Consider the following 24,603-nt stretch of genomic DNA (forward strand, 5'->3'; position numbering starts at 1 on the left):
TATTGTTTTTAAGTAGTGTTCTTCTAAATAGTGGAGCTATTAACGCCCCGTCCATACTGCGTGGCGCTTTTCGATAAAGGCGTCAATGCCCTCGCTGACATCGTCTGCCATCATATTGCAGGTCATCACTTTACCAGCATATTCATAAGCATCCGCTAAGTCCATGTCCAACTGTTTATAGAACATATCTTTGCCCGTTTTAACCGCGACAGAAGATTTAGCGGTAATGACATCGATTAAAGACTGCAGCTTTGCATCTAACTGATCCGCTGGCGCGACACGATTAATCAGTCCTTGTTGTAGGGCCATATTTGCATCGATAAACTCACCCGTGATAAGCATCTCAAATGCTTGCTTGCGAGATAAGTTGCGGCTGACTGCAACGGCAGGCGTAGAACAAAACAGCCCGACATTTATCCCAGAAGTCGCAAACTTAGAGTCATCAGAGGCCACTGCTAAGTCGCAGGCCGCGACCAGCTGACAGCCTGCGGCGGTAGCAATGCCTTGTACCTTAGCGATCACTACTTGCGGCATTTGATTGATGGTTAGCATCATTTGACTACATTGTTTGAATAATGCGCTGTGGAATGCCTCGTCTGAGTTTGCGCGCATCTCTTTTAGGTTGTGACCTGCACAAAATGCCTTGCCATTCGCGGCAATGACGACCAAGCGGATATTGTTATCTTGAGCGATGCTGTCCAGCTCTGTTTGCATGGCGGATAACATATCTACTGATAGCGCGTTGAATTGTTTGGGACGATTTAGTGTGAGGGTAACGACGCCGCTTGAATCTTTGCTGTCTTCTCTGATAACTAATGGCTCGTTAGTGTCTGTAGTAGGGGCGTCTGTATTTATAGTATTCATTTATCATCCTTGATAATTAGTATATAAACGTAAGGAAAGATCTAAAAAAGCATTTGAATAATACTCTAAATAGTAGCATGACTTATAAGTTATACAATAGAGTGCTGTTATTGAAATTGTACACATAAAAATAGCGCACTCATATTATGAGTGCGCTATTGGTTTCTTTATCAAGAATAAATCGACATGTAGAGATAAGTCCGATTTTTTAACTTTCATAACGAAGCGTTATTTTACTCTTAAGCGCTACAATCTAATATGCGCCTTCGCTATAAATAAGCTCATAGCTGTGGCTGTATATTTCAACGATATTGCCAAACGGGTCTTCCATATAAATCATACGGTAAGGTTTTTCGCCAGGGTAGTAATAACGTGGTTTTTCCATACGCTTTTTCCCGCCAGCCGCGACGATACGTTCAGCGAGTTCTTCAACATTTGGATCTTGAACACAGAAGTGAAAAATACCTGTTTTCCAGTATTCAAAGTTGTTTTCAGGATTTTCTTGATTTTTGAATTCAAAGATTTCAACACCGATACGGTCACCAGTAGAGAGATGAGCGATACGGAAACTACCCCAACCTGAGCCAAAGACTTCAGTACACATCTCACCAATAGGGCTGTTATCTTCAACGATTTCGGTCGGCTCCATGATGGTGTACCAACCCATCACTTCAGTATAGAATTTTACTGCTGCTTCTAAGTCAGGAACGGAAAGACCAATGTGCGAAAAGCTTCTTGGATAAACGTTATTCATAATTCGTACTCCTGTTTTGATATGGGAGTAGTTTACAAAGTTAAATCTATTACGTAAAATTATCATCTATTATAAAGTTAAGTATGTATTGTAATGATAAATATCACGTGGCTACGTACATTCTGTACCCTTTTTGAAGTGGGGCATTTTACTCACACTGCCGAGCGCCTACATATGACTCAGTCAGGTGTGAGTCAACACATACGCAAGCTTGAAAGTCAGTTAGATGTTGACTTACTCATCCGTCAAGGTAAACAGTTTTCATTGACGGATGCAGGCGAGGAGCTGTATAGGGAAGCGGGTGATATCTTGCAGCGCTTAGCAAATCTAGAACAGCGTATCGGTGAGGATCCCGCTTATGCAGGGCTAGTGCGATTGATGTCTCCTGGCAGCGTGGGCTTAAAGTTGTATCCGCAGCTTTTGACCTTACAACAGCAGTATCCGCAACTAGTGATTGATTATCGCTTTGCGCCAAATTCTAATATAGAGCGGGCGCTTGCGAATCACGACATTGATATTGGGTTTATGACTGATGTCTCAGATGACGAGGGAATAAGTTGCCAGTCAATAGCTCAGGAAGCGTTGATACTGGTGATGCCTGCGATGACTGATCAACCAAGCTGGGAGACACTCATAGCTCTTGGGTTTATCGATCATCCTGACGGTGCCCATCATGCCAGTATGCTGCTGAGCGCCAATTATAGCGAGTTCCAACATATCAATGACTTTAAGAAAAAGGGCTTTTCTAATCAAATTGGCTTGATTTTAGAGCCTGTCAGTAGGGGGCTTGGCTTTACCGTATTACCAGCACACGCGGTTGCAGCGTACGCAAACCCTGAGCTTATTAGCAGTCATCGCTTGCCAACGCCAGTGAGTGAAACACTCTATCTTGCCGTACGGCGGCAGCAAGCCCTACCTAATAGAATGCAAACGGTCATTAATAAGGTAAAGAAGTGGTTATAAGTGCTTGTTAAAACTTTATAAAATGGCTGTTTTGTAAAGTAATTGTCTTATAGTTAGTCCTAAATAAAAGAAGTACAAAAGTTATAACGCGCTACTGAGATAATTTTTACTAAAATAGCGCCTTCATAATATGAGAGCGCTATTTTTATTTATCAACCTGTTAATCAATATCAATCTATTAAACAATGCCAGCCTGTTAATCAATACCAGCCAAATCACTATTTAACCGCTATAACGGCTATTAAGTTGATACTGGTGCATCTAAAGTCACTGGTGCTACATTACTTTTTTTACCATCAACTGCGGCGCTTAGGTTCACTAAGAAGATAGCGACGGCGGCGATAATACCAGGTATGGCGATAAACAAGAAGTTCGTTTGGTGGCTTAGCTCAAGCGTGAGTAGCGCCCCAGTCAAGATAGGACCTACGATAGCACCAATGCGACCGATACCCGATGCCCAGCCCATAGCGGTGGTACGTACAGCGGTCGGATAATACTGAGCGACAAAGGTGTAGAGTAGTATCTGTGAGCCAATAGTAGTCGCACCTGCAATTGCGATAAGGGTATAGAGCACTACTTGAGGGCTGTTGTAGCCAAGTAATATCAATGCAGCAGCACCAGCGACAAACATAATGGTTAATACTGGTTTTAGATGGAATCTATCAGCCAGCACACCGCCACCAATAGCACCGATCATCCCGCCAATATTAAGTGCGAATAAGAACAGCATACTAGCGCCTAGCGAGTAACCTGCTTGAATCATAAGCTTCGGCAACCAGCTGGCGAGAGCATATACCATCAACAAGCACATAAAGAAGGCTATCCAAAACATGATGGTAGTAAAGCCACGATTTTTTAGGAATAACGCTTTGATAGGGGCGTCGTCGCCTTTGGTTGGCTCATCTAAGATTAAGTCAGTAGAGGCTGTGATAGTCTCTTGTGGTGCAAGTTTGCGGACGATTTTTTTGGCATCGTCATGTCTTTTTTCTTTGACTAAATACATCAAAGATTCAGGCAGCATTTTCCAAATGATTGGTAATAGCAAGGTAGGAATACCTGCGATATAAAACATAATCTCCCAGCCATAATCTACCACCAAAAATGATCCTAGCAATGCGGATGCCATTCCGCCTATCGCGTAACCACTAAACATAATGGCGACTAGCGTACTACGCATACGCTTCGGGGCGTATTCAGAGGTCAGTGCCACACAGATGGGCATCACGCCGCCGATACCAAGACCTGCAATGAAGCGTAGAGCCGCAAACTGCATCGGACCATTAGCAAAAGCGCCAAAAAAGGTAAAGCTACTAAATAGGGCGACGCAGATCATGATGGTCTTTTTTCGGCCGATCTTGTCAGACAAAGTACCAAAGATCATGGCACCAAACATCATGCCAAAAAGTGCTGCGCTGGCAAGAAAGCCTGCTTGTACCGCGGTCAATGACCACTCTTCCATGAGTAACGGTAGCGCCACGCCATAAATGATGAGATCATAACCATCAAAAATAATGATCAGTAAACACCAAAACAGCACCTTCCAATGAAAGGGCGCAAACTTGGCTTCATCAATAACTTTATTGATGTTTAAGGTTGGTGATTCCATTCGTGTTTCTCCATGGGTAATATCCTTATAAGTATCTAACAAGTTATTGTTTTCTGATGATCAAGTCAAAAACTATCTAAGTATAAAGATATACCTATAAAGTATGGGTTTTGATTTTATAGAGTATGAAAAAGTATAAGTGCGTGTAGATAACTTAAGTAAAACCAGTGGAGGTTTTCTAAAATGATATCTAAACAACTCGTAAGGCTATGAATATCCATGATATTTATTTTTTTGAAGAAAGTTATGTGCTTATTAATAATAGATATTATTTCTTAAAAGACGGATAAAAAAACAGCTCATATATCTTTTAAATATATGAGCTGTTTTGATTTTTATCAAAATGTGTCGGCTATAAAATACTAATTAACGGCGAAAATTGTGGAGCATTTATCTTTAAGTATTTATTTCTAAACACTTATCTTTAAGTACGAATTTAAGCCATTACTTATACCAACAGGTACCGTTCGCTTAGAGAGTTATTTTTTCATAGCTAAATAATCTATTGCTAGCTGGCTAAGCGCTTTAGTACCCACCTTAAATGATGCTTCGTCTACAGAGAAGTAGGGAGAGTGGTTATAGGGTGCCTTACTTGCGTCTTGCCCTACGGGTGTACCGCCTAAAAAGAAAAATAAACTAGGTACTTCTTGGGCATAAAACGAGAAATCTTCAGATGCCGTTAGCTTAGGCACCTCAAGTACATTGTCTTTACCTGCTACGTTCTTAAGCGTCGGTAACATTTGCGCGGTGAGCGCTGGGTTGTTAATCGTAACTGGATAACCTTTATTAATTTTGACGTCAGCTTTCGCACCTGATGCCATTGCTATATGAGTCGCTGTCGTCTTTATATTACTAAAAATTTGGTCGCGATTATTCATATCAAAGTTACGGATAGTGCCAATCATATTGACACTATCTGGAATAATGTTATCGCGTACACCGCCGTCTATTTTACCAAAGGAGACAATGGCAGGCTCTTTAGTGATATCAATTTGACGGCTCACTATATGATTAACTCCGGTAACGATTTGCGCCGCAGCTGAGATAGGATCGACCCCATTCCAAGGTGCTGAGCCATGAGTTTGCTTACCGTTTACTGTTATGTCAAAGGTATCAGCACTAGCCATAATAGGGCCGCTTCGGTAGCCAATTTGACCACTATTTAAGCTCGACATAACATGTAGCCCAAACGCAACCTCGGGCTTATACTTTTTAAAGATGCCTTGCTTAAGCATGAGCTCTGCACCGCCTTCTTCACCTTCAGGGGCACCTTCTTCGGCAGGCTGAAATACGAACATAATATTACCGTGCAATTCATTTTTAACAGCGGCTAATACTTCTGCCGTGCCCATTAGCATAGCAACATGAGTATCGTGTCCGCAGGCATGCATGACACCAACGTCTTCACCCATGTACTTAGTGACAATGGTTGATTTAAAAGGTACATCTGCTTTTTCGGTAACGGGTAATGCATCCATGTCTGCGCGTAGCATCACCGTAGGCCCGGGTTTAGCACCCTTCAAAAAACCAACAACACCTGTATGCGCTATATCAGTTTCGACCTGCATACCTAGTGATTTTAGATGCTTGGCAACAATAGCGGCAGTACGAGTTTCTCTATTGCTTAATTCCGGATGTTTGTGAATATCCCGACGCCATTCAATCACCTTTTTTTCAACACTTTTCACTTCTTTATCGATGTTGATGTTGGCATGAGCACTAAAGGTGCTACAGGCAACAATACCGACAACTAATGATAATAATGATCGTTTCATACTTTCGTCCTTGTTTGATGTTTCTTCCTTGTTATTACTTTCCTATTCTCACATCTCACGTTTCATATGAGAGTTTTAGTGACCAATAGAGCTATTGAATATTTAAATATTGTCGCACGAGTTTATTGAATGCTTCAGGCTGTTCAATATTCGAGATATGTGAGGCATCGATAGTAGCGAGCTTAGCGTTAGGTATATAATCGACCATATATTGACCATCGGCAACCGTCGTCACTGGGTCCTCGATACCTGCCACCACTGTAATGGGTACGCGAATATCTTTTAGCTGTTCGCGAGTATCAGCCACAGATAACGCCTCGCAGCAGCTGGCATAACCCTCGCTACTGCCAGCCGCGAGAGCACTGGACAATGCCGCGACTACATCAGGATAATCATTGATAAAACCCGCTGTGAACCAACGCGGAGCAGCGGTGGCCGCGATAGGAGCTAGACCTTGCTCACGTACCAATTGCGCGCGATCTCTCCATGCCGCCTCATTACCAATCTTCGCTGCGGTATTGCATAGCATCAAGTGATGGAAGCGGTCAGGGTGATGGATAGCTAACCATTGACCCGTCATGCCGCCCATAGAGATGCCACAAAAATAGGCTTTATCGACATTTAAATGATTGAGCAAATCAATTACATCTTGTCCAAGCTGATTAAGGGTATAAGGACCTGTTGGTGCGGAGGATTTACCATGACCACGGGTGTCGTAACAGATAATAAAGTATTCAGTTTGCAACACATCGATTTGCGGCTGCCACATATGGTAGCTGGTACCCAAAGAGTTGGAGAATAGTAGAGCAGGGTTGCTGCTATCGCCAAAAGTGGCATAGTTTAGCGTTACGTCTTTATTTTCAAATACAGGCATGATGAACGTCCTTGTTTGTGATTATCATGTGAGTAAGGTATTGGTTTTTGCATATCAATGAGGGCATCTATTTTATTTTGAATTATCAATCAACTCTCAACACGTTCAATAATCATCGCGATACCTTGTCCAACGCCAATACACATCGAGCATATAGCATAACGCTTACCTGTTTTTTCAAGTTGATTGAGGGCAGTTAAGATCAAACGTGCGCCTGATGCGCCGAGTGGATGACCAAGGGCAATCGCACCGCCGTTAGGATTGACGCGTTCGCTATCATCGGATAATCCTAAGTCACGCGTACAAGCTAGAGCTTGTGCGGCAAAGGCTTCGTTTAATTCAATGACATCCATCTCATCAAGCGTTAGTCCCGTATGCTCAAGCAATTTTTTCATCGCTGGTGCTGGGGCGAAACCCATAATACGCGGTTCAACGCCTACCGTAGTTGAGGCCACAATACGTGCACGCGGCTTTAGGTTAAATTCTTTAACCGCTTGCTCTGACGCCACTAGGAAAGCTGCTGCGCCATCATTAATCCCAGAGGCGTTACCAGCTGTTACCGTGCCATCTGCGGTGACGATAGGACGCAGTTTGGTCAACTTCTCAAGGGTGGTGTCAGCACGAGGATGTTCATCGGTATCGATGGTGACAGGCTCGCCTTTACGCTGCGGGATGACGACAGGGGTCATCTCGTCTCTAAAGAATCCTGACTCTTGCGCCGCTGCGGTACGTTGTTGGCTACGTAGCGCAAATGCATCTTGGTCAGCTCGATTGACATTGAATTGCTCTGCGACATTTTCGGCGGTTTGCGGCATGGTCTCTGTGCCATATAGCTCATCAAGCTTTGGATTGATAAAGCGCCAACCCATAGTGGTATCTTCCAGCTTTTGACTACGACCAAACGCCTGATCCGATTTGCCCATCACAAATGGCGCACGGCTCATGCTCTCAACACCACCTGCGATAATTAAATTGGCTTCACCAGCTTTAATCGCACGAGCAGCTATCGCTAACGCATCCATTGACGAGCCGCACAAGCGATTAACAGTGGTTGCAGGCACTTGATAAGGTAGGCCAGCTAGCAATGATGACATGCGACCGACGTTGCGATTGTCTTCGCCGCTTTGGTTGGCACAGCCGTAGATGACGTCATCTACTTTTACCCAATCGACATTAGCATTACGTTCCATTAACGCCTTGATAGGGATAGCACCTAAGTCGTCTGCACGTACTGGTGCTAGACTGCCACCGTAGCGACCAAAAGGAGTGCGAATGGCATCAATAATATAAGCGTTATTTAAACGAGTGATTGAATCAGTCATGGCGATTATCCTGAGTTTTGATTATCTTAAATTCTGATTAAGAGGGTTTTTTATTTAGTAGCGTCAATTAACGTTGCGCCAGTCAATGCTTGCAAGTCCGCAAAGCTCATGCCATCGACCATTTCAGTGACGGCTAAGCCTTTATCAGTGACATCGATGACACATAGATCAGTATAAATTCGATCAACGCAGTTTTTGCCAGTCACAGGGTAGGTAAGCTCGCTGACGATTTTAGGGTCGCCAGTCTTAGTCGTGTGATTGGTCATCACAAAGACTTTTTTGGCACCGACGGCTAAGTCCATAGCGCCGCCAACGGCAGGTATTGCATCCTCTGCACCAGTACTCCAGTTGGCTAAGTCGCCATTGGCAGCCACTTGAAATGCGCCCAATACGCAAATATCGATATGACCACCGCGCATCATCGCAAAAGAGTCGCCATGATGAAAAAAGCTACCGCCATCGAGCATGGTGACGTACTCTTTTCCAGCATTAATCAGCTCGGGATCCTCCTCGCCTTTAACAGGTGGTGGTCCAAAAGCTAGTAAGCCGTTTTCTGAATGCAAAAATACATCTTTATCATTCGGTAAGTATTGGGCAATTTTGGTCGGTAGTCCGATGCCTAAATTGACATAGGCACCATCTGGAATATCTTGTGCAGCGCGCTCGGCGATTTGATCGCGGGTCAAAACAGTGTAGGAAGTATGGCTCATGATGACGCTCCTTATAATTGGCAGTATTAAGCGGTGGCTTTAGTTGCTGTACTAGAAAGTTCAGCGCTAGCAGATTCATTATTAGGAGGCTGGATTTGCACCACATGCTGCACAAAAATACCCGGTGTAATAACGTGCTCAGGATCAAGCTCGCCAAGATCCACCGTTTCAGAGACTTGAGCGATAGTCACGTCAGCTGCCATTGCCATGATTGGACCAAAGTTACGTGCAGACTTGCGATAGACCAGGTTGCCCCAGCGATCGCCTTTAGAAGCTTTAATTAACGCAAAATCAGCCTTGAGCGGATATTCTAAGACATAGTCTTTGCCATCGATATTACGAGTCTCTTTACCTTCTGCGAGTAAAGTGCCGAATCCTGTTGGCGTATATACTGCACCGAGTCCCATACCTGCTGCTTGAATACGGCAAGCCAAATTACCTTGTGGTACTAGCTCCAGCTCAATCTTGCCAGCATGATAAAGCTCATCAAATACCCAAGAGTCCGATTGACGCGGGAAAGAGCAAATTATCTTACGCACAGCACCCGTTTTTAAGAGCTTGGCAAGGCCATGGTCGCCGTTACCAGCATTATTATTAATGATGACCAAATCCTTTACGCCCAAATTAATCAGCCCATCAATGAGTTCAGCTGGTTGCCCTGCGGTACCGAAGCCACCAATCATGATGGTGGCTCCGTCTTTAATTTGGCTGAGTACGTCAGTTATACTTTTATCCGCTTTATTAATCATATTCATATCCTATGAAAAGTAATATTAGAAATCGTTTCTGCTGTAATATTTATTAGTGCTTTAATAGTTAAAGTGCTTTAGAGATTTAAATAGTTCAGATTGTTTGTTGGTAATTGTTTTAAATAATAAAGATTTTACAGTTAGGCTTATTAAGCAAATGACAATAAACGTTTTTTATTTAAAACATAATGAGCAATCATGCCGATAAGAATACCCCAGAATACAGAGCTAAGACCCAAAAAGCTCATGCCGGATGCCGTCGCCAAAAAGGTAATTAATGCGGCGTCTCTTTGCTCATCGTTTTTCATAGCAATGGTGATATTGGCAGAAATAGCCCCGATAAGTGCGAGTCCAGCTAAGGCGGCGACCAATTCCTTTGGTAGTAAGCTGAACACCATCACAATACTACCAGCAAACAAGCCACCTAATAGATAAAAAATACCATTGGCTACTCCAGCGATATAGCGCTTTTCCTTCAGCTCGTGCGCATCTTTGCCCGTACATAGGGCAGCGGTGATGGCTGCTAGCACAATGGTAATACCACCAACACATGCGACTGCTAATGAGGCGAGGCTTGCGACACTCACAATAGGCTTGGCTGGCGTGTCATAACCGCTGAGATTTAAGATAGCCATACCGGGTAAAAATTGTCCGGTTAAGCTGACAAGGATAAGAGGGATAGCAAGGTTAAAGGTGGCGTTCCATGACCATTCAGGCCAAATAATTGTAGGTATGGTGATGGCTAAATTCATGTCGACGGGGTTCATCTTGCCGAAGATAACACTTAAAATGACCCCGCAGAACAGTACCCAAATCATGGTATAACGCGGCGAAAAGCGTTTGGCTAATAAGTAGCAACCAAGCATACTAAAGACGATAAATGGCATGGTATCAGTGGCGACGAATAACTCTAAGCCAAATTGAAACAAAATGCCAGCCATCATGCCAGCAGCAATGCCGTTCGGAATCCATTTTAAAATCTTGTCAAATGAGCCGGTTGCACCGACCAAAAATATCACAACCGCTGAGATAATATAAGCGGATATCGCCTCATTGATACTCATCTCTGGAAACACGGTCACCAGTAGAGCCGTGCCGGGTGCTGACCAAGCGGTAATAATAGGGGTTTTGTATTTAATAGATAGGAAGATGCCAGATACGGCCGCGCCAATTGAGACGCCCCAAATCCAAGAGGCCATCATCGCATCTGAAACTTGCGCCGCTTGTGCTGCCTGAAAAAAGATAATCAAAGGTCCAGCATAAGAGATAAGGACGGCTAGAAACCCTGCAACGGACGCGGAGAGCGACCAGTCTTCTTTCAAGGTTTGAATTACAGTTGCCATATTGCTTCCTTGCAAATCAGCACTAGTCAGATAACATAGTCTGTTCAAAAAAAAGAGATACGTTTACTGCTGGTATAAATTTTCCTCGCTTGCTGTGCGCTTTGCCAGACAGAGGCTTCGTAAAATTCATCCCAGCAGCTTTTTGCTCTTCTTAAATTTAATTAACTATAGTAGCTTAAACGCTGCTTAAACGCTGTGTTGCCTAACTTAAAAGCTCAATTGATATGGTTAGCCTTCGTCACCGCCGCCCACAGGAATGGTACTCCCAGTGATATATGACGATTCATCTGATGCTAAAAATGCAATGGCATTGACTTGCTCATCTATCGTACCGTAGCGTTTCATAAAGGTGCGGTCAATGGTCTGGTCAACGACTGCATTCATCCATGATTTTTCATCATCAGTTAAAGGCTTTGCATTACGTGGAATCTTTCTAGGCGGAGCTTCAGTGCCACCAGTCGCTACTGCATTTACTCGGATACCATCGTTTGCGTACTCAAAAGCGAGCGATGCGGTCATGGCATTGACGCCGCCTTTCGCTGTCGAGTAGGGTATGCGGTTGATACCGCGTGTGGCGATAGAAGATACATTGACGATAGTACCAGACTGCTGCTCAATCATCGTTGGTAATACCGCATGGCAACACCACAATGTCGGAAATAATGAGCGACTGACTTCTTTATTAATCTCTTCTTCTGAGAAATTGACAAAAGGCTTCATCCATATCGCGCCGCCAACATTATTGACCAGCACATCAATACGCTCATAAGTATCAAGCGCTTTATTAATAGCCTCTTGTGCACCTTGATAGGTCTCAAGATCAGCTTGGATAGTCGTCGCATGCCCGCCATTTGCAATGATTTCTGCTAACACATCTTCTACCAAAGGTGAGAAATCTGCCATCACTATCTTGCCGCCTTCACTTGCTAAGCGTAATGCGACCCCGCGACCGATACCTTGTGCGGCACCAGTTACGATACATACTTTATTATCAAAGCGCTTACTCATTGCTATTCCTTAAAAACGAAACTGTATTTCTAGAGCATATCTGTATGTATTTAATTCAAATTAAATATACTAATTAGCAGGTGTTACTGGTAAAAATTTTCTTGCTTGCTGTGCCTACGCAGACAGAGGCTGCAAAAATTTGTTGCCAGTAACGCTTTGTCGGTTTCAATACGAATTGGCAGTACTATCAATTTCTACTAGTATTGGCTAATAATCTATTACTGCTCACTAGGTGTAAACTTTTCATAATAAAAATTGCTAGGTTTTAGGCTGCTTGTATCTAACCAGTTACTAACGGCATCGACCATTGCTAAAGGACCACACAGATAAACATCAACATCGCCATCATTTAACCAATCAGCTTCGACATGGCTGGTCACATAGCCTTTGCGCTCGTGGCCACTTTCCTCGCTTGCTACACAGGTATAATAGTCAAACCAAGCGTGGTTTTTCTTCACCTCTTCCAGCTTTTCAATCTCTATCAAATCAGCGTCATTAGTAACACCGTAGACCATCTTGACAGGATGATGAGCACCCGATACTTCTAAACTTTTTAGCATCGATAAGAAAGGCGCGATACCGGTACCACCTGCCAAAAACAATGTGGGGCGTACAACAGGGCGCAAATAAAAACTACCAAATGGCCCTTCAAAATCAATATCTTGACCAATTTGCGCAATATCGGATAAAAAGGTGCTCATCTTGCCATTAGGAATATTACGGACGACGAATTCGGCCTGCTTAGCACTAGGGATAGAGCTAAACGAGTAGGAGCGTGTCTCGTCAGAATCAGGAATGCTGATATTGACATACTGTCCTGGCAAAAATACTAGCGCATCTGGATTGTCGACTTCGACGCCAAAATGAATGGTGGATTCCGAAAGCACGTTTAGCTGTTGTAGCTTGCCTTTGAACACAGACTTGCCAACTTTGCAGGCCTCAGAAGAGGTCGGTACTTTGATAACGCAGTCGCTTTCAGGAATCATCTGACAGGTCAAAACGTAGCCTTCTTTGGCCTCAGCTTCAGTCAGCGCTTCTTCGATATACATGTCAGGGTGCATATCGTAGCTGCCTGACTCACAATGACAGCGGCAAGTACCGCAAGCACCATCGAGACAATCAACAGGAATGTTATATTTTTGGCGATAGGCTGCTTCGGCGACGGTTTCATCTGCTTCACACTTGATGAATCCTGTGACACCGTCTTCAAACTGTAGAGCAATATTATATTCCATGAGAAATATCCCTTTTCAACATATGGTTACTAACTAATCTAGCTGTACTTTAATCGTCTCATTGATAACGGCTGATTCATAAAAGCTGTTTGATAAAGGCTGGGCTATCAATGGGTCCGTTGTAGAAATTTAACTGTGCATATTGGCTGTTACGCATAACTAGAAACACGCAGAATTTAGACGTGATATACATCCATAATTTGATGCACATAATCATCTTTTAACACGACATATTTATCCAAAATCTTTGGGCTGTCTTGAGTCATGTCTATTTTGTACTTGGAGAATCCCCAATAAGTATTGGTCTCCTGATAACGATAGGATTTATTAATCCAGTTAAAGCGGACGCTAATGATACCGTCGTTATCTTCAAGCAACTCAATATTAGATAAATTGTGCGTGGTACGGGTATCAGGAATGGTCGCAGAAGAACGTTCAGTCTCGACACGGAAAATGCGGTCTTCAAGGCCACGACGATCAGGGTAATAGATAAGTGAGATTTCTCGTTGCGGGTCGCTGATCAGCTCGCCATCATCATCCCAGCTGGGCATCCAAAACGGACAGTCTTCGTCATAACAAGCCAACCATTCTTCCCATCTTTTTTCATCAAGCAGTCGTGCTTCACGGTACAGAAACTGCCGTACATCTTCGATGTTAACCGTTGCATTTTTCATTAGCGATATCCTTTTATATTTGTTAGTCCTGCAATAACCAGCAAGTGAAGGGCTTCAGTATTTAGGGGCAATATTTAAATTGAATAATTCCCCTAAATACTTAGCTAATATTAGCCTGCGCCATGTAGTTGCTGCTCTTGCTCTAGGGCTTTTTTCATCTCTTCATGCCAGTAGCGATGCTGTACGGTGTACAAGCCTTCATCTTCGGTCTTGACCCCACTTAATAACGGTTTAAGGTCAATGGCTTTTGCACCTTCGTCAGCGCCTTCTATCCAATGCTCAGAACCGCGGCACATATCGTTCCATTCAAGCTTGATACCGTTATAACCTTGCTGGCACGAGCGAAATTCTTCTAAGTCATCTGGCGTTGCCATGCCGGTCACGTTAAAGAAGTCTTCATACTGGCGGATACGGCGAGTACGTGCTTCATCGCTTTCGCCCTTCGGAGCGATACACCAGATGGTGACTTCGGTTTTATCAACGGCTAGGGGACGTAACATGCGAATCTGTGAGCTGAATTGATCCATGATATAGACGTTTGGATAGAGGCATAAGTTGCGCGAGCGTCCAATCATCCAGTCGGCCATTGCTTCACCATATTGGGCAACATAATCATCGCGATAGGCAAAGTTAGGACGATCTTGCGGATTTTCCCATTGGGTCCACAGCAGTAGGTGACCATTTTCAAAGGAATAGAATCCGCCACCTTGACGACCCCATTTACCAGCGTTCATGGCTTTAATATTGTCTTCTTTCACGGCTTCTTGCTCTTTACGGCGTGCCGTCGTAGCAGCATAGTTCCAATGTACGGCTGAGACATGGTAGCCATCAGCGCCATTTTCAGCTTGCAGCTTCCAGTTACCATCAAAGGTATAGGTTGAGGTGCCGCGTAATACTTCTAGGCCTTCTGGTGATTGGTTGACAATCATGTCAAGGATTTTGGTTGAGCCACCAAGCCAGTCTTCAATTGGTTCGACATCATCATTAAGGCTAGCAAATAAGAAGCCTTTATAATTGGCAAGTTTGACTTGCTTTAAGTCATGCGAGCCATCTTTATTAAAGGCGTCAGGATAACCAGCACCGCGTGGGTCTTTAACTTTAAGCAGCTTACCTGAGTTGTTATAAGTCCAACCATGGAAGGGGCAAGTATAAGTGGCTTTGTTGCCTTTTTTATGACGGCACAACTGGGCACCGCGATGAGAACAGGCATTAATCATACAATGCAGCTCACCTTCTTTATTACGGGCAACGATGACCGGCTGACGGCCGATGTATGTTGTATAGTAGTCGTTGTTATCAGGGATTTGAGTCTCATGAGCCAGATAAACCCAGTTGCCTTCAAAGATATGCTTCATCTCAAGCTCAAATAGCTCTTCGTTGGTAAAGGCACTGCGATGTAGGCGATAAATCCCTTTTTCTGCATTCTCTTCTAAAAAATCGTCAATGGCGATATCTGATCCTTCAGGTACTAGATTAATGCGCTCGCTCATGGCTGTCTTCCTTGTAAATAACGGTGTTAAACGATGTTAGGGTATGACGCTTGATACGACAACTGAGTGCATATCAAGCGAAAATCTATAATATTTAGTGGTTGCTAACAGTAGCTAGCGATACTCAATAATTAAGCTTGAGCACGGCGACGTTCAACTTCACTGCCTTGTACTGGCTTATCAATGTCTTTCACTAAATGAAAGTCAAAATCGATACTGGCATACGGCGCGTCCAGCCCTTTTTCTTGTAGCTTGTCCGCATCTTCAACCATCGTCACTTCTGGTACCAAGCCTTCACGGCTAGCAAAGGCAAAGTCATCCCACAGATACTCATCACCATCGATGTTAATCTGCGTGGTCAATTTGCGATGACCGTCAGCACTCGCGAAGAAGTGAATATGAGCTGGGCGATGACCATGACGTCCTAGCGCGCCCAATATTTTTTGGGTCATACCTTCTGGCGGCACTGAGTAACCTAATGGGACGATACTGCGAAAAGCATAATGGCCGTTTTCATCAGTGATAATGCTACGACGCAAGTTAAAGTGCGACTGCGACTCATCAAAGAAAGAGTAATTGCCTAAGCTATTGGCATGCCATACTTCAACCTTGGCATTTGGCAATGGCTTGTCATCTTCGCCATAAACGGTCCCTTGCATGAATAGCACGGTGCCATTGTCAAGATCAGTGCCATCATCTAGACGCGCAAAGCCTTTTTCTTCTGGCGCACCAGCGACATAGAGTGGACCTTCGATGGTACGTACAGTGCCACCGTCAAGACCAGCTGCTTTTAAGTCTTCTTCAATCATTAAATCCATAAAGTGATCAAAACCTAGACCCGGTGATAGTAGACCGGCTTCTTTGCCTAGATCGCCGATATATTCAACCCCCGCCCAATATTCATCTGCGCTGATTTTTAAATCATTAATGGTTTGCATCAGGTCGGTCACGATGCGTAGGACAATTTCTTGTACGCGTGGATTGACTTGATCTGGAAAGTCAATCTTGCCTTTGATGAACTGGTTGGCTAGCGCTTCAATTTGAGTACGTTCCATGTCTCTCTCCTAGTTGAGGAATTATTTAGATAACTATGTAGATAATTAAGATGGTATCAAGCAACCTTGCTCAATATGTTGGTACATTTAAAAAGTAGTTTTACGGGCTTAGCTGTCATCACTACGCACAGAAGAGGGATGACGCAACAATGGCGTGACCTCAACCTTCATATACGGATAAAGGGGTAGCGACATCATGATATCGTGTAGCTCTTCGTTGCTGTCCACATCAAAGATACTAAAGTTGGAATACTCTCCAGCCAAACGCCAAATATGACGCCATTTGCCTTGCTCTTGTAGCTTTTGCGAGAGGGCTTTTTCAGTGGCTTTTAGCTCGTTAACCTTATCAGCATCCATATCTGTGGGTATTAAAACATCCATTCTCACGTGATATAACATTGCTATTTCCTTATTAATTGTTAGGGGCTGTATTTAAGATTCAGCAGTATATTTCTTTGACTCTGAAAGCTTGGGTAAGGCGATGCCACCCTGTTCAGCATAGTGATAAACCTTGTCTTTATCTACTTCGATACCAAGTCCAGGGCCTGTCGGAACAGTTAAGCCAAAGTTTTGATAATCCAGTGGCTGCGCTAGCACATCATCCGTCAGTAAGAGTGGGCCAAAGAGTTCTGTATCAAAATTTAAGCTAGGATAAGTCGAAAACACATGCGCCGATGCAGCGGTACCGATAGGACCTTCTAACATCGTACCACCATACAGCTCAATACCGGCTAGATGTGCCATTTGACCGATAAGACAAGCTGCTTTGAGTCCGCCTGCTTGATTGATCTTTACGGCAAAGACATCAGCACAGTGATTGGCTGCTAAATGAAAAGCGTTCTGTGGATCATGGACAATTTCATCTGCCATAATAGCCACATCAAAGCGCTCTTTTAAACGTTTTAAACCCGCTTGATTGCGCATAGAGATAGGTTGCTCTATCAAATCAACGCCGCCTGCTTGCAGTAGGCTAATACCTTGCATCGCGTCAAGCTCCGTCCATGCCTGATTGATATCAACCGTAATACGGCAATCAGGTAGGGCTTTCTTGATAGCCAATACATGCGCAACATCCTCAAGGATAGGGTTGCTACCGATTTTTAATTTAAAGATGCGGTGTTTCTTTTGCTCGACCATTTGCTTGGCCTCGCTAATATCAATTGCAGTATTACCACTGGCCAATGTCCAAGCTACTTCAAGGCGATCACGTACACGTCCACCGATGAGCTCGCTAACTGGTAGATTTAGGCGTTTGCCTTCAATGTCGAGTAGGGCGGTTTCAATGGCACATTTTGCAAAGCGGTTGCCACTGATGTGCAGGCTGAGCAGTTGCATGGCTTTTGCCGTGCTCGCTGGCTGCTCTTTTAATAGGAGGGGAGTAAAGTAGGTGTCGATATTAGTCTTGATACTGTGAGGGCTTTCTTCAGCGTAGCTTAGACCACCGATAGTGGTGGCTTCGCCCCAGCCTTCATAGCCATCTTCTGTTTGAATATGCACTAAGACTAATACTTGCTCTCTCATGACCGTACAAGCGAGCTTATGCTCTCGAATCGTCGGTATCGGCACTAGCAAGGTGTTAATTGAGCGAATCATAGTTGTCCTTAACATAAGAGTTATCTTTAATTTATCAGTCGTACTTCCTTATGCTTAATAAGAACTATAGATGCTAAATAAAGCCATGTCTAAGACCTATTTAGTTCATTTTTAATACCTTTTAGGTATTTTGTTGTTTAACCTTTATCATGTTATGTTCTTATAGGTATAAAGCTCATCCTCTATCATTAACTTCTAAAATGTTTATTTGAAACATATTTGTCGCCCAATCAAGGAAGAGAAAAAATGGAACTTAGGCATTTACGCTACTTTGTGGCGGTAGCAGAAGAAAAAAGTTTCAATAAGGCAGCCCAACGTTTATTTATTTCACAACCTCCACTTAGTCGGCAGATAAAACAATTGGAAGAAGAGATAGGAGTTACGCTCATTGATAGAGAAAATCGACCTTTGAAGCTTACTGAAGCGGGGGAGTTTTTTTACGATCATGCTATTCAAATATTGACGAAAGCAGACAACCTGCGTGCTATGACGATGCGTAAAGGCAATTTTGATAGCTCATTATCTATAGGCTTTGTATCATCAATACTATATGGCATATTACCAAAAGTGATTGCACGCTTTCGCGAGATTTACCCAAATATAAATATTAAGTTATATGAGCTGAATTCTTGGCAGCAAACACAAGCGCTGACAGATGGCAAAATAGATGTGGGTTTTGGTCGGCTTTTATTTGAAGATGCCTCTATTAGGCGGTTGTTACTAAGAGAAGAAAGCTTGGTCGTCGCCGTTCCTTCTGGCCATCGTTTGGCACAAGAACGACAAGCTAGCGTTCGCCTAATGGATTTAACAAACGAAAATTTATTACTATATCCAACCGCGCCGCGTCCTAGTTTTATTGATTATGTGCTGGAGTTGTTTGAAGCGCGTAATTTAAAGGCGAATTATTTCACCGAAGTCCGTGAGTTACATATCGCTTTAGGTCTAGTAGCGGCAGGAGAAGGGCTGACGATCGTACCAAAGACGCTTGAGCATCTGCGTAGTCAGGAGGTAACTTATATTCCATTTGAAGATGGGCTGTTAACCTCACCGATTGTGATGAGTGTGAGGCACTTTGATAAATCAGAGCTATTAAAAACCTTATTAGCAGTGACTTACCAAATCTATGATGCTGAAGGCTTCAATTATAAACGTGAAGAGATATAAGAGTTAAGAATAGTTATTTCATGCTTTGCCCTAGCCGAATGGCAGCAGCAATATTGACCGCGGTAGTCTCAATATTTTTATAAGCATTGCTTAATACGTTATCAAGGGTGTCCAGCTTTTGGATACTAGGCATGACGACGTCAAATTGAGTGGTCTGAGCAGGATTTAAGCCGTCAATGCTACCGCAAATAGCGATCACGGGCTTGTGACTTGCTTTTGCAAGTTGACTGATACCGCCAGCGACTTTACCCATTAAGGTTTGTGCATCAAGCTTGCCTTCACCAGTAATCACCAAGTCAGCGCTAGCAATGTGCTCTTCTAGACTGACAGCCTCAGCGACGGTATCAAAACCTGATTTGAGCGTAGCATCGCAAAAGGTCATTAAGGCATAGCCGAGCCCGCCTGCTGCACCTGCGCCTGCTATATTTTGGTAATCCTGATAGCCGTGCTGTCCAGATACCATCGCAAAGTGACTCAAGGCTTTGTCTAATAGTGCGACTTGCTCGGGACTGGCGCCTTTTTGTGGTCCAAAGATAGCACTAGCTCCTGATGATCCGCATAATGGATTGGTCACATCACACGCCACTTCAAAGACCGTGTCTTGCAGCTTTGGATGAAGCTTTGCGTCTTCTATCTGTTTTAAGTTGCCCAGTTCGCTACCGCCTTGTGCTAAAGACTTGCCATCATGGTTATAGAAATTCATTCCCAATGCCATTAACATACCAAGACCAGCATCGTTGGTAGCACTACCGCCCAGACCGATAATGATGCGCTTGACGCCTTCGTCCAAAGCATCCGCAATAAGCTCACCGACACCGTAACTGCTGGTAATGAGTGGATTTCTTTCTTCACTCATCAATAAATGCAGACCGCAGGCTTGAGCGATTTCAATCACGGCTGTTTCATTTTCTAGTAGCAGATACTTGGCATTAATTGGTCGCATCAATGGATCATTTACAATCGTGTTTTTCCAGCGTCCGCCTAGCACATAAGATAATACGGCTGATGTGCCTTCGCCGCCATCTGCCATGGGCAATAATGTATAGTCTGCATCAGGAAAAACCTGACTAAACCCAGATTGGATAGCGCGACAAACCTCTAGCGCTTCTAAGCTTTCTTTAAACGAGTCAGGGGCGATTAATATTTTCATGAAGCTCTCTTATAATTATGCAGGTTTGGATCGTGCAATTAGGCTAATCATATCATTATAAATTGGATAATCTGCTACCATAGTCCCCTGTTTCATTTATAACCTTTAGGATGCTTCCCTTGACCACATTTACACTGCCAACCATTGCCAATATAGAAAATAATGACCTACGTCAGCAGCTACAACAAATTATAGACCTGAAGACCAAACCACTTGGTGCACTTGGTCGCTTAGAGACACTGGCACTGCAATTGGGCATGATTCAAGGGACGCTCACACCGCATATTAATCAGCCACAGATTCGAGTATTTGCTGCCGATCATGGTTTAACCAAACATGGCACCTCAGCGTATCCGAGTGCCGTCACTGCGCAAATGGTTTATAACTTCTTGCAAGGTGGCGCTGCTATCAATGTCTTGGCACGCCAGCACAATATCGAGCTAAAAGTAGTCGACGCTGGTGTGAATGCAGACTTTGCCAATTCTCCTTTTAAAGACCATCCACAATTGCTCGATTATAAAGTTCGTCATGGTAGCCGAGACGCGCTAGCAGAACCTGCTATGACTGAAGCAGAATGCTTAGCAGCGCTAGAGAACGGTATGAAAGTGGTTGAGAACTTAACGGGTAATTTGCTTATCGTCGGTGAGATGGGTATTGGTAATACATCAGCGGCGAGTCTTTTGCTGGCGAGATTAGGTGATGTGCCGATTGCTGATTGTATTGGTCGTGGTACGGGGCTTGATGATGCAGGGCTACAGCATAAGACGGATATTTTAACGCAAGTATTGCAGCGTCATAGCGAGGCACAGTCTCCACTGGACGTGCTTGCTGCATTAGGCGGGCTTGAGATAGCCATGATGGCAGGTGCGCTGATTCAAGCCGCCAGTGAACGCCGTATTTTATTAATCGACGGCTTTATTGCCAGCAGTGCTTTACTGGTTGCGGAGCGATTAACGCCAGGTGTCGCTCAATACGCTATTTTTGCCCATCATTCAGTTGAGCCAGGACATGCGCATTTATTAAAATTACTTAATGCTGAGCCATTACTTAATATGGGTATGCGCTTGGGCGAGGGTAGCGGGGCAGCGCTTGCTTATCCATTATTGCAGTCAGCTTGTGCCATTATCAATGAGATGGCAAGCTTTAGTGATGCTGGAATCAGTGAGCAAAACAAATAATGTCACAGCCATTAAAGCAGGAATCAAAACAGGCGTTAAATCAGCCAAAGCCGTTACAGCAGTCTTCGCCTAAAAACGTTGGTCAATTCATAAAGCACGAATGGATATTGTTACTGGTAGCCATTCAGTTTTTGACGCGCCTGCCAGTTCCGCCATTCAAAAATTATAATCCCCAATGGTTACACCAGAGCAGTCGTCATTTTCCCGCAGTCGGTTTGCTGGTTGGACTACTTTGCGCTGGCGTGTTTTGGCTCGGCAGTATTTTATTTACGCCCTTAGTGGCTGCAGTGCTGAGTACGGTATTCGGGATTAAGCTTACGGGCGCTTTTCACGAAGATGGTCTTGCGGATAGTTGCGATGGTTTGGGCGGCGGTCTGACTCGCGAGCGTACCTTAACCATTATGAAAGACTCGCGCTTAGGAACATACGGCGTGTTAGGGTTAGTCTCTGCGCTATTGCTAAAGATTTCCTTGTTAGCCACCATGCCGTTATCGGTATCTATTGTCGCGCTGATTATTGGGCATACTGCGTCGCGTTTGCTATGTATTAGCCTGCTTGCGCTGCTGCCTTATGGCGGTGAGATAGAACACGCTAAAGCCAAACCTATGGCGCAGCAGCTGACACCGTTACAAGGATTGTTCAGTAGTGGTTGGTTGCTCGTGGCAGGAGTTTTAGCAATGGTTATATTTCCTAATGCCATACAGCAGATTAGCATCGGTCAGTGGTTATTGGCTTTGATACTGGCGTTAGTTGCCACTGAATATATGCGGCGCTTATTACGTAGGCGTCTTGATGGCTATACGGGTGATGGACTAGGAGCGACACAGCAGCTTAGTGAAGTTGCGATATATGCTGGAATTGCTGCCTCTATACCTTTTATCTAAAGTGTATAGTCAGTCCCAAATGAAATGAGTACAAGTATTATAACGCGCTACTGGTATAAATTTTCTTTGCTTGCTGTGCCTGCGCAGACAGAGGCTACGAAAAATTTATCCCAGTAGCATTGTGTTTATTTTATAGTGAATTGACTATAGAAAAATAGGAGGCTAATCAATCAATGACTCTTTACATTTGGCGTCACCCGAAACCCTTTGAGGCTGAGGGTATCTGTATTGGTCAGACGGACATAGGGGTAGATAGGCGTAAATTAAAACGCCTTGCCAATCAGGTCGAGCGCTTTGTGCGTCTGCACCAATTACCTAGAGTCATTTGGGTAAGCCCATTACAGCGCTCACTAAAAGTTGGTCAGATATTGGCGCACCGTGGCTTTCAATGTCGAATCGCGCCTGAGCTTGCTGAGATTGATTTTGGCGAATGGGATGGTCGCCCTTGGGAGCAAATCGCTAAGCAAGAGATTGATGACTGGTGTGATAACTTTGCGCACTTTACGCCCGATAATGGGGAAAGTTTGCAGCAGTTATTTGACCGTGTTGAGGGTTGGTTGAATAAGGTTTTGGCTGAACAAGACAACACCCCAATACTAGCAATTGGTCATGCTGGCTGGATTAATGCTGCCAAGATTATGGATACTGGGCAAGATGTACCGAAGACAGCAGCTGATTGGCCCTCTTCAGTTGCATATGGGGAATGTAGTTGTTTGACGCTTGCAAGGATTTAGCTATCGCTCATTTACTTTTAAACGGCATTACGAGCAATCCCCATAGTGAGGCGTTTTGCTTGGGTGATGGATATTCTTTTAAGCCAATATCTAGCTCGTTATCAGACTTCTGCGCTTCACTCTTATAACTACCAAAAATCCAATCCCACCAAATGACGCTAAAACCATAGTTTGAGTTAGTCTCACTAACGCGTTGGCTGTGGTGAATACGGTGCAAAATCTGCGTCATAAATATTAAGCGCAGTGGCTTTTCAAGGGCGGGAGGCAGACGAATATTGGCATGGTTAAACATCGCTAAGCCATTTAGAGTAATCTCAAAAATCAGTACTGCGATGGCAGGGACACCCAATAAGCTGACGGCAACGAGCTTCACTAGGATGCTTAAGACAATTTCAATAGGATGAAACCTAAGGCCTGTACTGGCATCAACATGCGCATCAGCGTGATGGACTTTATGCAAACGCCATAGAATAGGCACACGATGGAATAATCGATGTTGCCAGTAAATGATGATGTCGAGCAATATTAGGCTTAATATGATGACAACAATGCTTGGCAAGTCGATAGTATTGAATAGACCAATCCCATGCTGCTGATTATAAAGTGCCACAGCCGTTAGACCGACAGGCACCGCTAGACGAGCAATAACGGATGACGCAAACACCAAGCCAAAGTTAGCGAACCAGCGTTTGCTGCTTTTGATCGGCGCTTTACGTGCAGGCATGCGCCACTCAGTCAGCATCATAATCACTAAAATGCTCAAAAAGAACCCAAGCCGCCACCATACTTCATTAGTCATTGCTTACCTCTTGAGGGTTTAAACCAGCTGAGCTACTAACATTCGCCTCTAGCTGTTTAAGGGTATGATAGCCACCATAGATACGCGTAAAAATCGTGATCGCGCAGGCCGTTGCAAAAATGCTAGCGAGTAGTACAAAGTGCTGTGGCCAAATGCAAAAGGCAACAAACAGCGCAATGGTTTCGGTGCCTTCCGTCAAACCGTTTAAATAATAAAAACTTTTATATTTGAACTGTGGTTTATCCAGTTTAAACTTTTCGGCCGCGATGGCAAATGCCAAAAAGCTGGAGCCTGTACCAATGAAAGCGCCGAGCAATAAAGCACCTGCAATGGCATTCTGTTCAGGATTTGCCAAGATAAATCCCAGCGGCACTGCTGCATAAAATAAAAAGTCGAGCGTAATATCTAAGTAGCCGCCTGCGCTTGAGCTTTGCTGAGCATGACGAGCTAGAGCGCCATCAAGACCATCAAAAATGCGATTCAACACAATCGCTGCAAGTGCGCCATACCAAAGCTCAAACGCCAGTAATGGTAAGGCTAACATGCCGATTACAAAGCCCGCTACCGTGAGTTGATCAGCCGTGATGCCGCGTTTATGTAATACAACGACCACAGGGGCTAGTATCGGCTTAATCATGGGCGTGAGAAATTTGTCTAGCATGCGCTTGCCTTTTATATT

At 44.0% G+C, this 24,603-nt stretch carries 24 protein-coding genes; 5 read left to right on the forward strand and 19 right to left on the reverse strand.

Annotation, left to right across the window (positions count from 1 at the left end):
* Positions 1–39 precede the first annotated feature (39 nt).
* On the reverse strand, positions 40–864 hold the full coding sequence (locus tag AK823_RS04925; protein WP_149031843.1) for an enoyl-CoA hydratase: 825 nt from the start codon (positions 862–864) through the stop codon (positions 40–42).
* Positions 865–1,117: 253 nt separating this feature from the next.
* Complete coding sequence (locus AK823_RS04930) at positions 1,118–1,618, reverse strand: lactoylglutathione lyase family protein (protein WP_055124259.1); 501 nt, start codon at positions 1,616–1,618, stop codon at positions 1,118–1,120.
* A 93-nt stretch (positions 1,619–1,711) separates the two neighbouring features.
* Here AK823_RS04930 and AK823_RS04935 point away from each other — a divergent pair, with 93 nt between their 5' ends.
* Complete coding sequence (locus AK823_RS04935) at positions 1,712–2,581, forward strand: LysR family transcriptional regulator (protein WP_068326825.1); 870 nt, start codon at positions 1,712–1,714, stop codon at positions 2,579–2,581.
* A gap of 241 nt (positions 2,582–2,822) precedes the next feature.
* Here AK823_RS04935 and AK823_RS04940 read toward each other — a convergent pair whose 3' ends face one another.
* The 14 genes from AK823_RS04940 to AK823_RS05005 form a co-directional block, all read right to left on the reverse strand.
* Entirely contained in the window at positions 2,823–4,187 is a 1,365-nt protein-coding gene (locus AK823_RS04940) for an aromatic acid/H+ symport family MFS transporter (protein WP_068326828.1), read from the reverse strand.
* A gap of 479 nt (positions 4,188–4,666) precedes the next feature.
* Positions 4,667–5,962 (reverse strand): M20 family metallopeptidase, encoded by a 1,296-nt coding sequence (locus AK823_RS04945; protein ID WP_068326831.1) that lies wholly within the window; start codon positions 5,960–5,962, stop codon positions 4,667–4,669.
* A gap of 91 nt (positions 5,963–6,053) precedes the next feature.
* A complete protein-coding gene (gene pcaD, locus AK823_RS04950; protein ID WP_068326834.1) occupies positions 6,054–6,836 on the reverse strand; it encodes a 3-oxoadipate enol-lactonase in 783 nt (260 codons plus the stop codon).
* Between the two features lie 89 nt (positions 6,837–6,925).
* A complete protein-coding gene (pcaF, locus tag AK823_RS04955) occupies positions 6,926–8,158 on the reverse strand; it encodes a 3-oxoadipyl-CoA thiolase (protein WP_068326837.1) in 1,233 nt (410 codons plus the stop codon).
* A 50-nt stretch (positions 8,159–8,208) separates the two neighbouring features.
* A complete protein-coding gene (locus AK823_RS04960) occupies positions 8,209–8,868 on the reverse strand; it encodes a 3-oxoacid CoA-transferase subunit B (RefSeq protein ID WP_068326840.1) in 660 nt (219 codons plus the stop codon).
* A 26-nt stretch (positions 8,869–8,894) separates the two neighbouring features.
* The gene (locus tag AK823_RS04965) at positions 8,895–9,617 is read right to left on the reverse strand and encodes a 3-oxoacid CoA-transferase subunit A (RefSeq protein WP_068326843.1); all 723 of its coding nucleotides are present in this window, start codon (positions 9,615–9,617) and stop codon (positions 8,895–8,897) included.
* A gap of 149 nt (positions 9,618–9,766) precedes the next feature.
* Positions 9,767–10,960, reverse strand: coding sequence for a benzoate/H(+) symporter BenE (gene benE, locus AK823_RS04970; RefSeq protein ID WP_068326846.1), 1,194 nt, complete (start codon positions 10,958–10,960; stop codon positions 9,767–9,769).
* Between the two features lie 228 nt (positions 10,961–11,188).
* Positions 11,189–11,974, reverse strand: coding sequence for a 1,6-dihydroxycyclohexa-2,4-diene-1-carboxylate dehydrogenase (locus AK823_RS04975; RefSeq protein ID WP_203226595.1), 786 nt, complete (start codon positions 11,972–11,974; stop codon positions 11,189–11,191).
* 212 nt (positions 11,975–12,186) lie between these two features.
* On the reverse strand, positions 12,187–13,203 hold the full coding sequence (benC, locus tag AK823_RS04980; RefSeq protein WP_068326852.1) for a benzoate 1,2-dioxygenase electron transfer component BenC: 1,017 nt from the start codon (positions 13,201–13,203) through the stop codon (positions 12,187–12,189).
* A gap of 176 nt (positions 13,204–13,379) precedes the next feature.
* Positions 13,380–13,877: a benzoate 1,2-dioxygenase small subunit gene (gene benB, locus AK823_RS04985; protein ID WP_068035068.1), complete on the reverse strand. Its 498-nt coding sequence runs from the start codon at positions 13,875–13,877 to the stop codon at positions 13,380–13,382.
* Positions 13,878–13,987: 110 nt separating this feature from the next.
* Positions 13,988–15,367 (reverse strand): benzoate 1,2-dioxygenase large subunit, encoded by a 1,380-nt coding sequence (gene benA, locus AK823_RS04990; RefSeq protein WP_068035069.1) that lies wholly within the window; start codon positions 15,365–15,367, stop codon positions 13,988–13,990.
* Positions 15,368–15,498: 131 nt separating this feature from the next.
* The gene (catA, locus tag AK823_RS04995) at positions 15,499–16,422 is read right to left on the reverse strand and encodes a catechol 1,2-dioxygenase (protein WP_068326855.1); all 924 of its coding nucleotides are present in this window, start codon (positions 16,420–16,422) and stop codon (positions 15,499–15,501) included.
* Between the two features lie 108 nt (positions 16,423–16,530).
* Positions 16,531–16,821: a muconolactone Delta-isomerase gene (gene catC, locus AK823_RS05000; RefSeq protein WP_068035072.1), complete on the reverse strand. Its 291-nt coding sequence runs from the start codon at positions 16,819–16,821 to the stop codon at positions 16,531–16,533.
* 33 nt (positions 16,822–16,854) lie between these two features.
* Positions 16,855–18,015, reverse strand: coding sequence for a muconate/chloromuconate family cycloisomerase (locus tag AK823_RS05005; protein ID WP_068326857.1), 1,161 nt, complete (start codon positions 18,013–18,015; stop codon positions 16,855–16,857).
* A 246-nt stretch (positions 18,016–18,261) separates the two neighbouring features.
* On the opposite strand from AK823_RS05005, the gene AK823_RS05010 reads away from it, so the two are divergent.
* Entirely contained in the window at positions 18,262–19,179 is a 918-nt protein-coding gene (locus AK823_RS05010; RefSeq protein WP_068035076.1) for a LysR family transcriptional regulator, read from the forward strand.
* Positions 19,180–19,192: 13 nt separating this feature from the next.
* Here AK823_RS05010 and AK823_RS05015 read toward each other — a convergent pair whose 3' ends face one another.
* Positions 19,193–20,329: a glycerate kinase gene (locus tag AK823_RS05015; RefSeq protein WP_068326860.1), complete on the reverse strand. Its 1,137-nt coding sequence runs from the start codon at positions 20,327–20,329 to the stop codon at positions 19,193–19,195.
* Between the two features lie 110 nt (positions 20,330–20,439).
* Here AK823_RS05015 and cobT point away from each other — a divergent pair, with 110 nt between their 5' ends.
* The 3 genes from cobT to AK823_RS05030 all read left to right on the forward strand — a co-directional run bounded on the left by cobT (position 20,440) and on the right by AK823_RS05030 (position 23,125).
* On the forward strand, positions 20,440–21,507 hold the full coding sequence (gene cobT, locus AK823_RS05020; RefSeq protein WP_068326863.1) for a nicotinate-nucleotide--dimethylbenzimidazole phosphoribosyltransferase: 1,068 nt from the start codon (positions 20,440–20,442) through the stop codon (positions 21,505–21,507).
* Entirely contained in the window at positions 21,507–22,391 is an 885-nt protein-coding gene (gene cobS, locus AK823_RS05025; protein ID WP_068326866.1) for an adenosylcobinamide-GDP ribazoletransferase, read from the forward strand. Before cobT ends, cobS begins: the two co-directional genes overlap by 1 nt.
* A gap of 173 nt (positions 22,392–22,564) precedes the next feature.
* The gene (locus AK823_RS05030; RefSeq protein ID WP_068326869.1) at positions 22,565–23,125 is read left to right on the forward strand and encodes a histidine phosphatase family protein; all 561 of its coding nucleotides are present in this window, start codon (positions 22,565–22,567) and stop codon (positions 23,123–23,125) included.
* A 7-nt stretch (positions 23,126–23,132) separates the two neighbouring features.
* Here AK823_RS05030 and AK823_RS05035 read toward each other — a convergent pair whose 3' ends face one another.
* The gene (locus tag AK823_RS05035) at positions 23,133–23,924 is read right to left on the reverse strand and encodes a sterol desaturase family protein (protein WP_068326872.1); all 792 of its coding nucleotides are present in this window, start codon (positions 23,922–23,924) and stop codon (positions 23,133–23,135) included.
* Entirely contained in the window at positions 23,917–24,585 is a 669-nt protein-coding gene (locus AK823_RS05040; protein ID WP_068326876.1) for a CDP-alcohol phosphatidyltransferase family protein, read from the reverse strand. The genes AK823_RS05035 and AK823_RS05040 overlap by 8 nt, the downstream gene beginning before the upstream one ends.
* Positions 24,586–24,603: the final 18 nt, after the last annotated feature.

Source organism: Psychrobacter sp. P2G3 (assembly GCF_001593285.1).
In the GTDB taxonomy this organism is placed as follows: domain Bacteria; phylum Pseudomonadota; class Gammaproteobacteria; order Pseudomonadales; family Moraxellaceae; genus Psychrobacter.

Excerpts from the sequence above, each read along its gene's own strand:
- AK823_RS04925 (WP_149031843.1), bottom strand. The coding sequence starts at position 864 with ATGAATACTATAAATACAGACGCCCCTACTACAGACACTAACGAGCCA.
- AK823_RS04930 (WP_055124259.1), bottom strand. The coding sequence starts at position 1,618 with ATGAATAACGTTTATCCAAGAAGCTTTTCGCACATTGGTCTTTCCGTT.
- AK823_RS04935 (WP_068326825.1), top strand. The coding sequence starts at position 1,712 with ATGATAAATATCACGTGGCTACGTACATTCTGTACCCTTTTTGAAGTG.
- AK823_RS04940 (WP_068326828.1), bottom strand. The coding sequence starts at position 4,187 with ATGGAATCACCAACCTTAAACATCAATAAAGTTATTGATGAAGCCAAG.
- AK823_RS04945 (WP_068326831.1), bottom strand. The coding sequence starts at position 5,962 with ATGAAACGATCATTATTATCATTAGTTGTCGGTATTGTTGCCTGTAGC.
- pcaD (WP_068326834.1), bottom strand. The coding sequence starts at position 6,836 with ATGCCTGTATTTGAAAATAAAGACGTAACGCTAAACTATGCCACTTTT.
- pcaF (WP_068326837.1), bottom strand. The coding sequence starts at position 8,158 with ATGACTGATTCAATCACTCGTTTAAATAACGCTTATATTATTGATGCC.
- AK823_RS04960 (WP_068326840.1), bottom strand. The coding sequence starts at position 8,868 with ATGAGCCATACTTCCTACACTGTTTTGACCCGCGATCAAATCGCCGAG.
- AK823_RS04965 (WP_068326843.1), bottom strand. The coding sequence starts at position 9,617 with ATGATTAATAAAGCGGATAAAAGTATAACTGACGTACTCAGCCAAATT.
- benE (WP_068326846.1), bottom strand. The coding sequence starts at position 10,960 with ATGGCAACTGTAATTCAAACCTTGAAAGAAGACTGGTCGCTCTCCGCG.
- benC (WP_068326852.1), bottom strand. The coding sequence starts at position 13,203 with ATGGAATATAATATTGCTCTACAGTTTGAAGACGGTGTCACAGGATTC.
- benB (WP_068035068.1), bottom strand. The coding sequence starts at position 13,877 with ATGAAAAATGCAACGGTTAACATCGAAGATGTACGGCAGTTTCTGTAC.
- benA (WP_068035069.1), bottom strand. The coding sequence starts at position 15,367 with ATGAGCGAGCGCATTAATCTAGTACCTGAAGGATCAGATATCGCCATT.
- catA (WP_068326855.1), bottom strand. The coding sequence starts at position 16,422 with ATGGAACGTACTCAAATTGAAGCGCTAGCCAACCAGTTCATCAAAGGC.
- catC (WP_068035072.1), bottom strand. The coding sequence starts at position 16,821 with ATGTTATATCACGTGAGAATGGATGTTTTAATACCCACAGATATGGAT.
- AK823_RS05005 (WP_068326857.1), bottom strand. The coding sequence starts at position 18,015 with ATGATTCGCTCAATTAACACCTTGCTAGTGCCGATACCGACGATTCGA.
- AK823_RS05010 (WP_068035076.1), top strand. The coding sequence starts at position 18,262 with ATGGAACTTAGGCATTTACGCTACTTTGTGGCGGTAGCAGAAGAAAAA.
- AK823_RS05015 (WP_068326860.1), bottom strand. The coding sequence starts at position 20,329 with ATGAAAATATTAATCGCCCCTGACTCGTTTAAAGAAAGCTTAGAAGCG.
- cobT (WP_068326863.1), top strand. The coding sequence starts at position 20,440 with ATGCTTCCCTTGACCACATTTACACTGCCAACCATTGCCAATATAGAA.
- cobS (WP_068326866.1), top strand. The coding sequence starts at position 21,507 with ATGTCACAGCCATTAAAGCAGGAATCAAAACAGGCGTTAAATCAGCCA.
- AK823_RS05030 (WP_068326869.1), top strand. The coding sequence starts at position 22,565 with ATGACTCTTTACATTTGGCGTCACCCGAAACCCTTTGAGGCTGAGGGT.
- AK823_RS05035 (WP_068326872.1), bottom strand. The coding sequence starts at position 23,924 with ATGACTAATGAAGTATGGTGGCGGCTTGGGTTCTTTTTGAGCATTTTA.
- AK823_RS05040 (WP_068326876.1), bottom strand. The coding sequence starts at position 24,585 with ATGCTAGACAAATTTCTCACGCCCATGATTAAGCCGATACTAGCCCCT.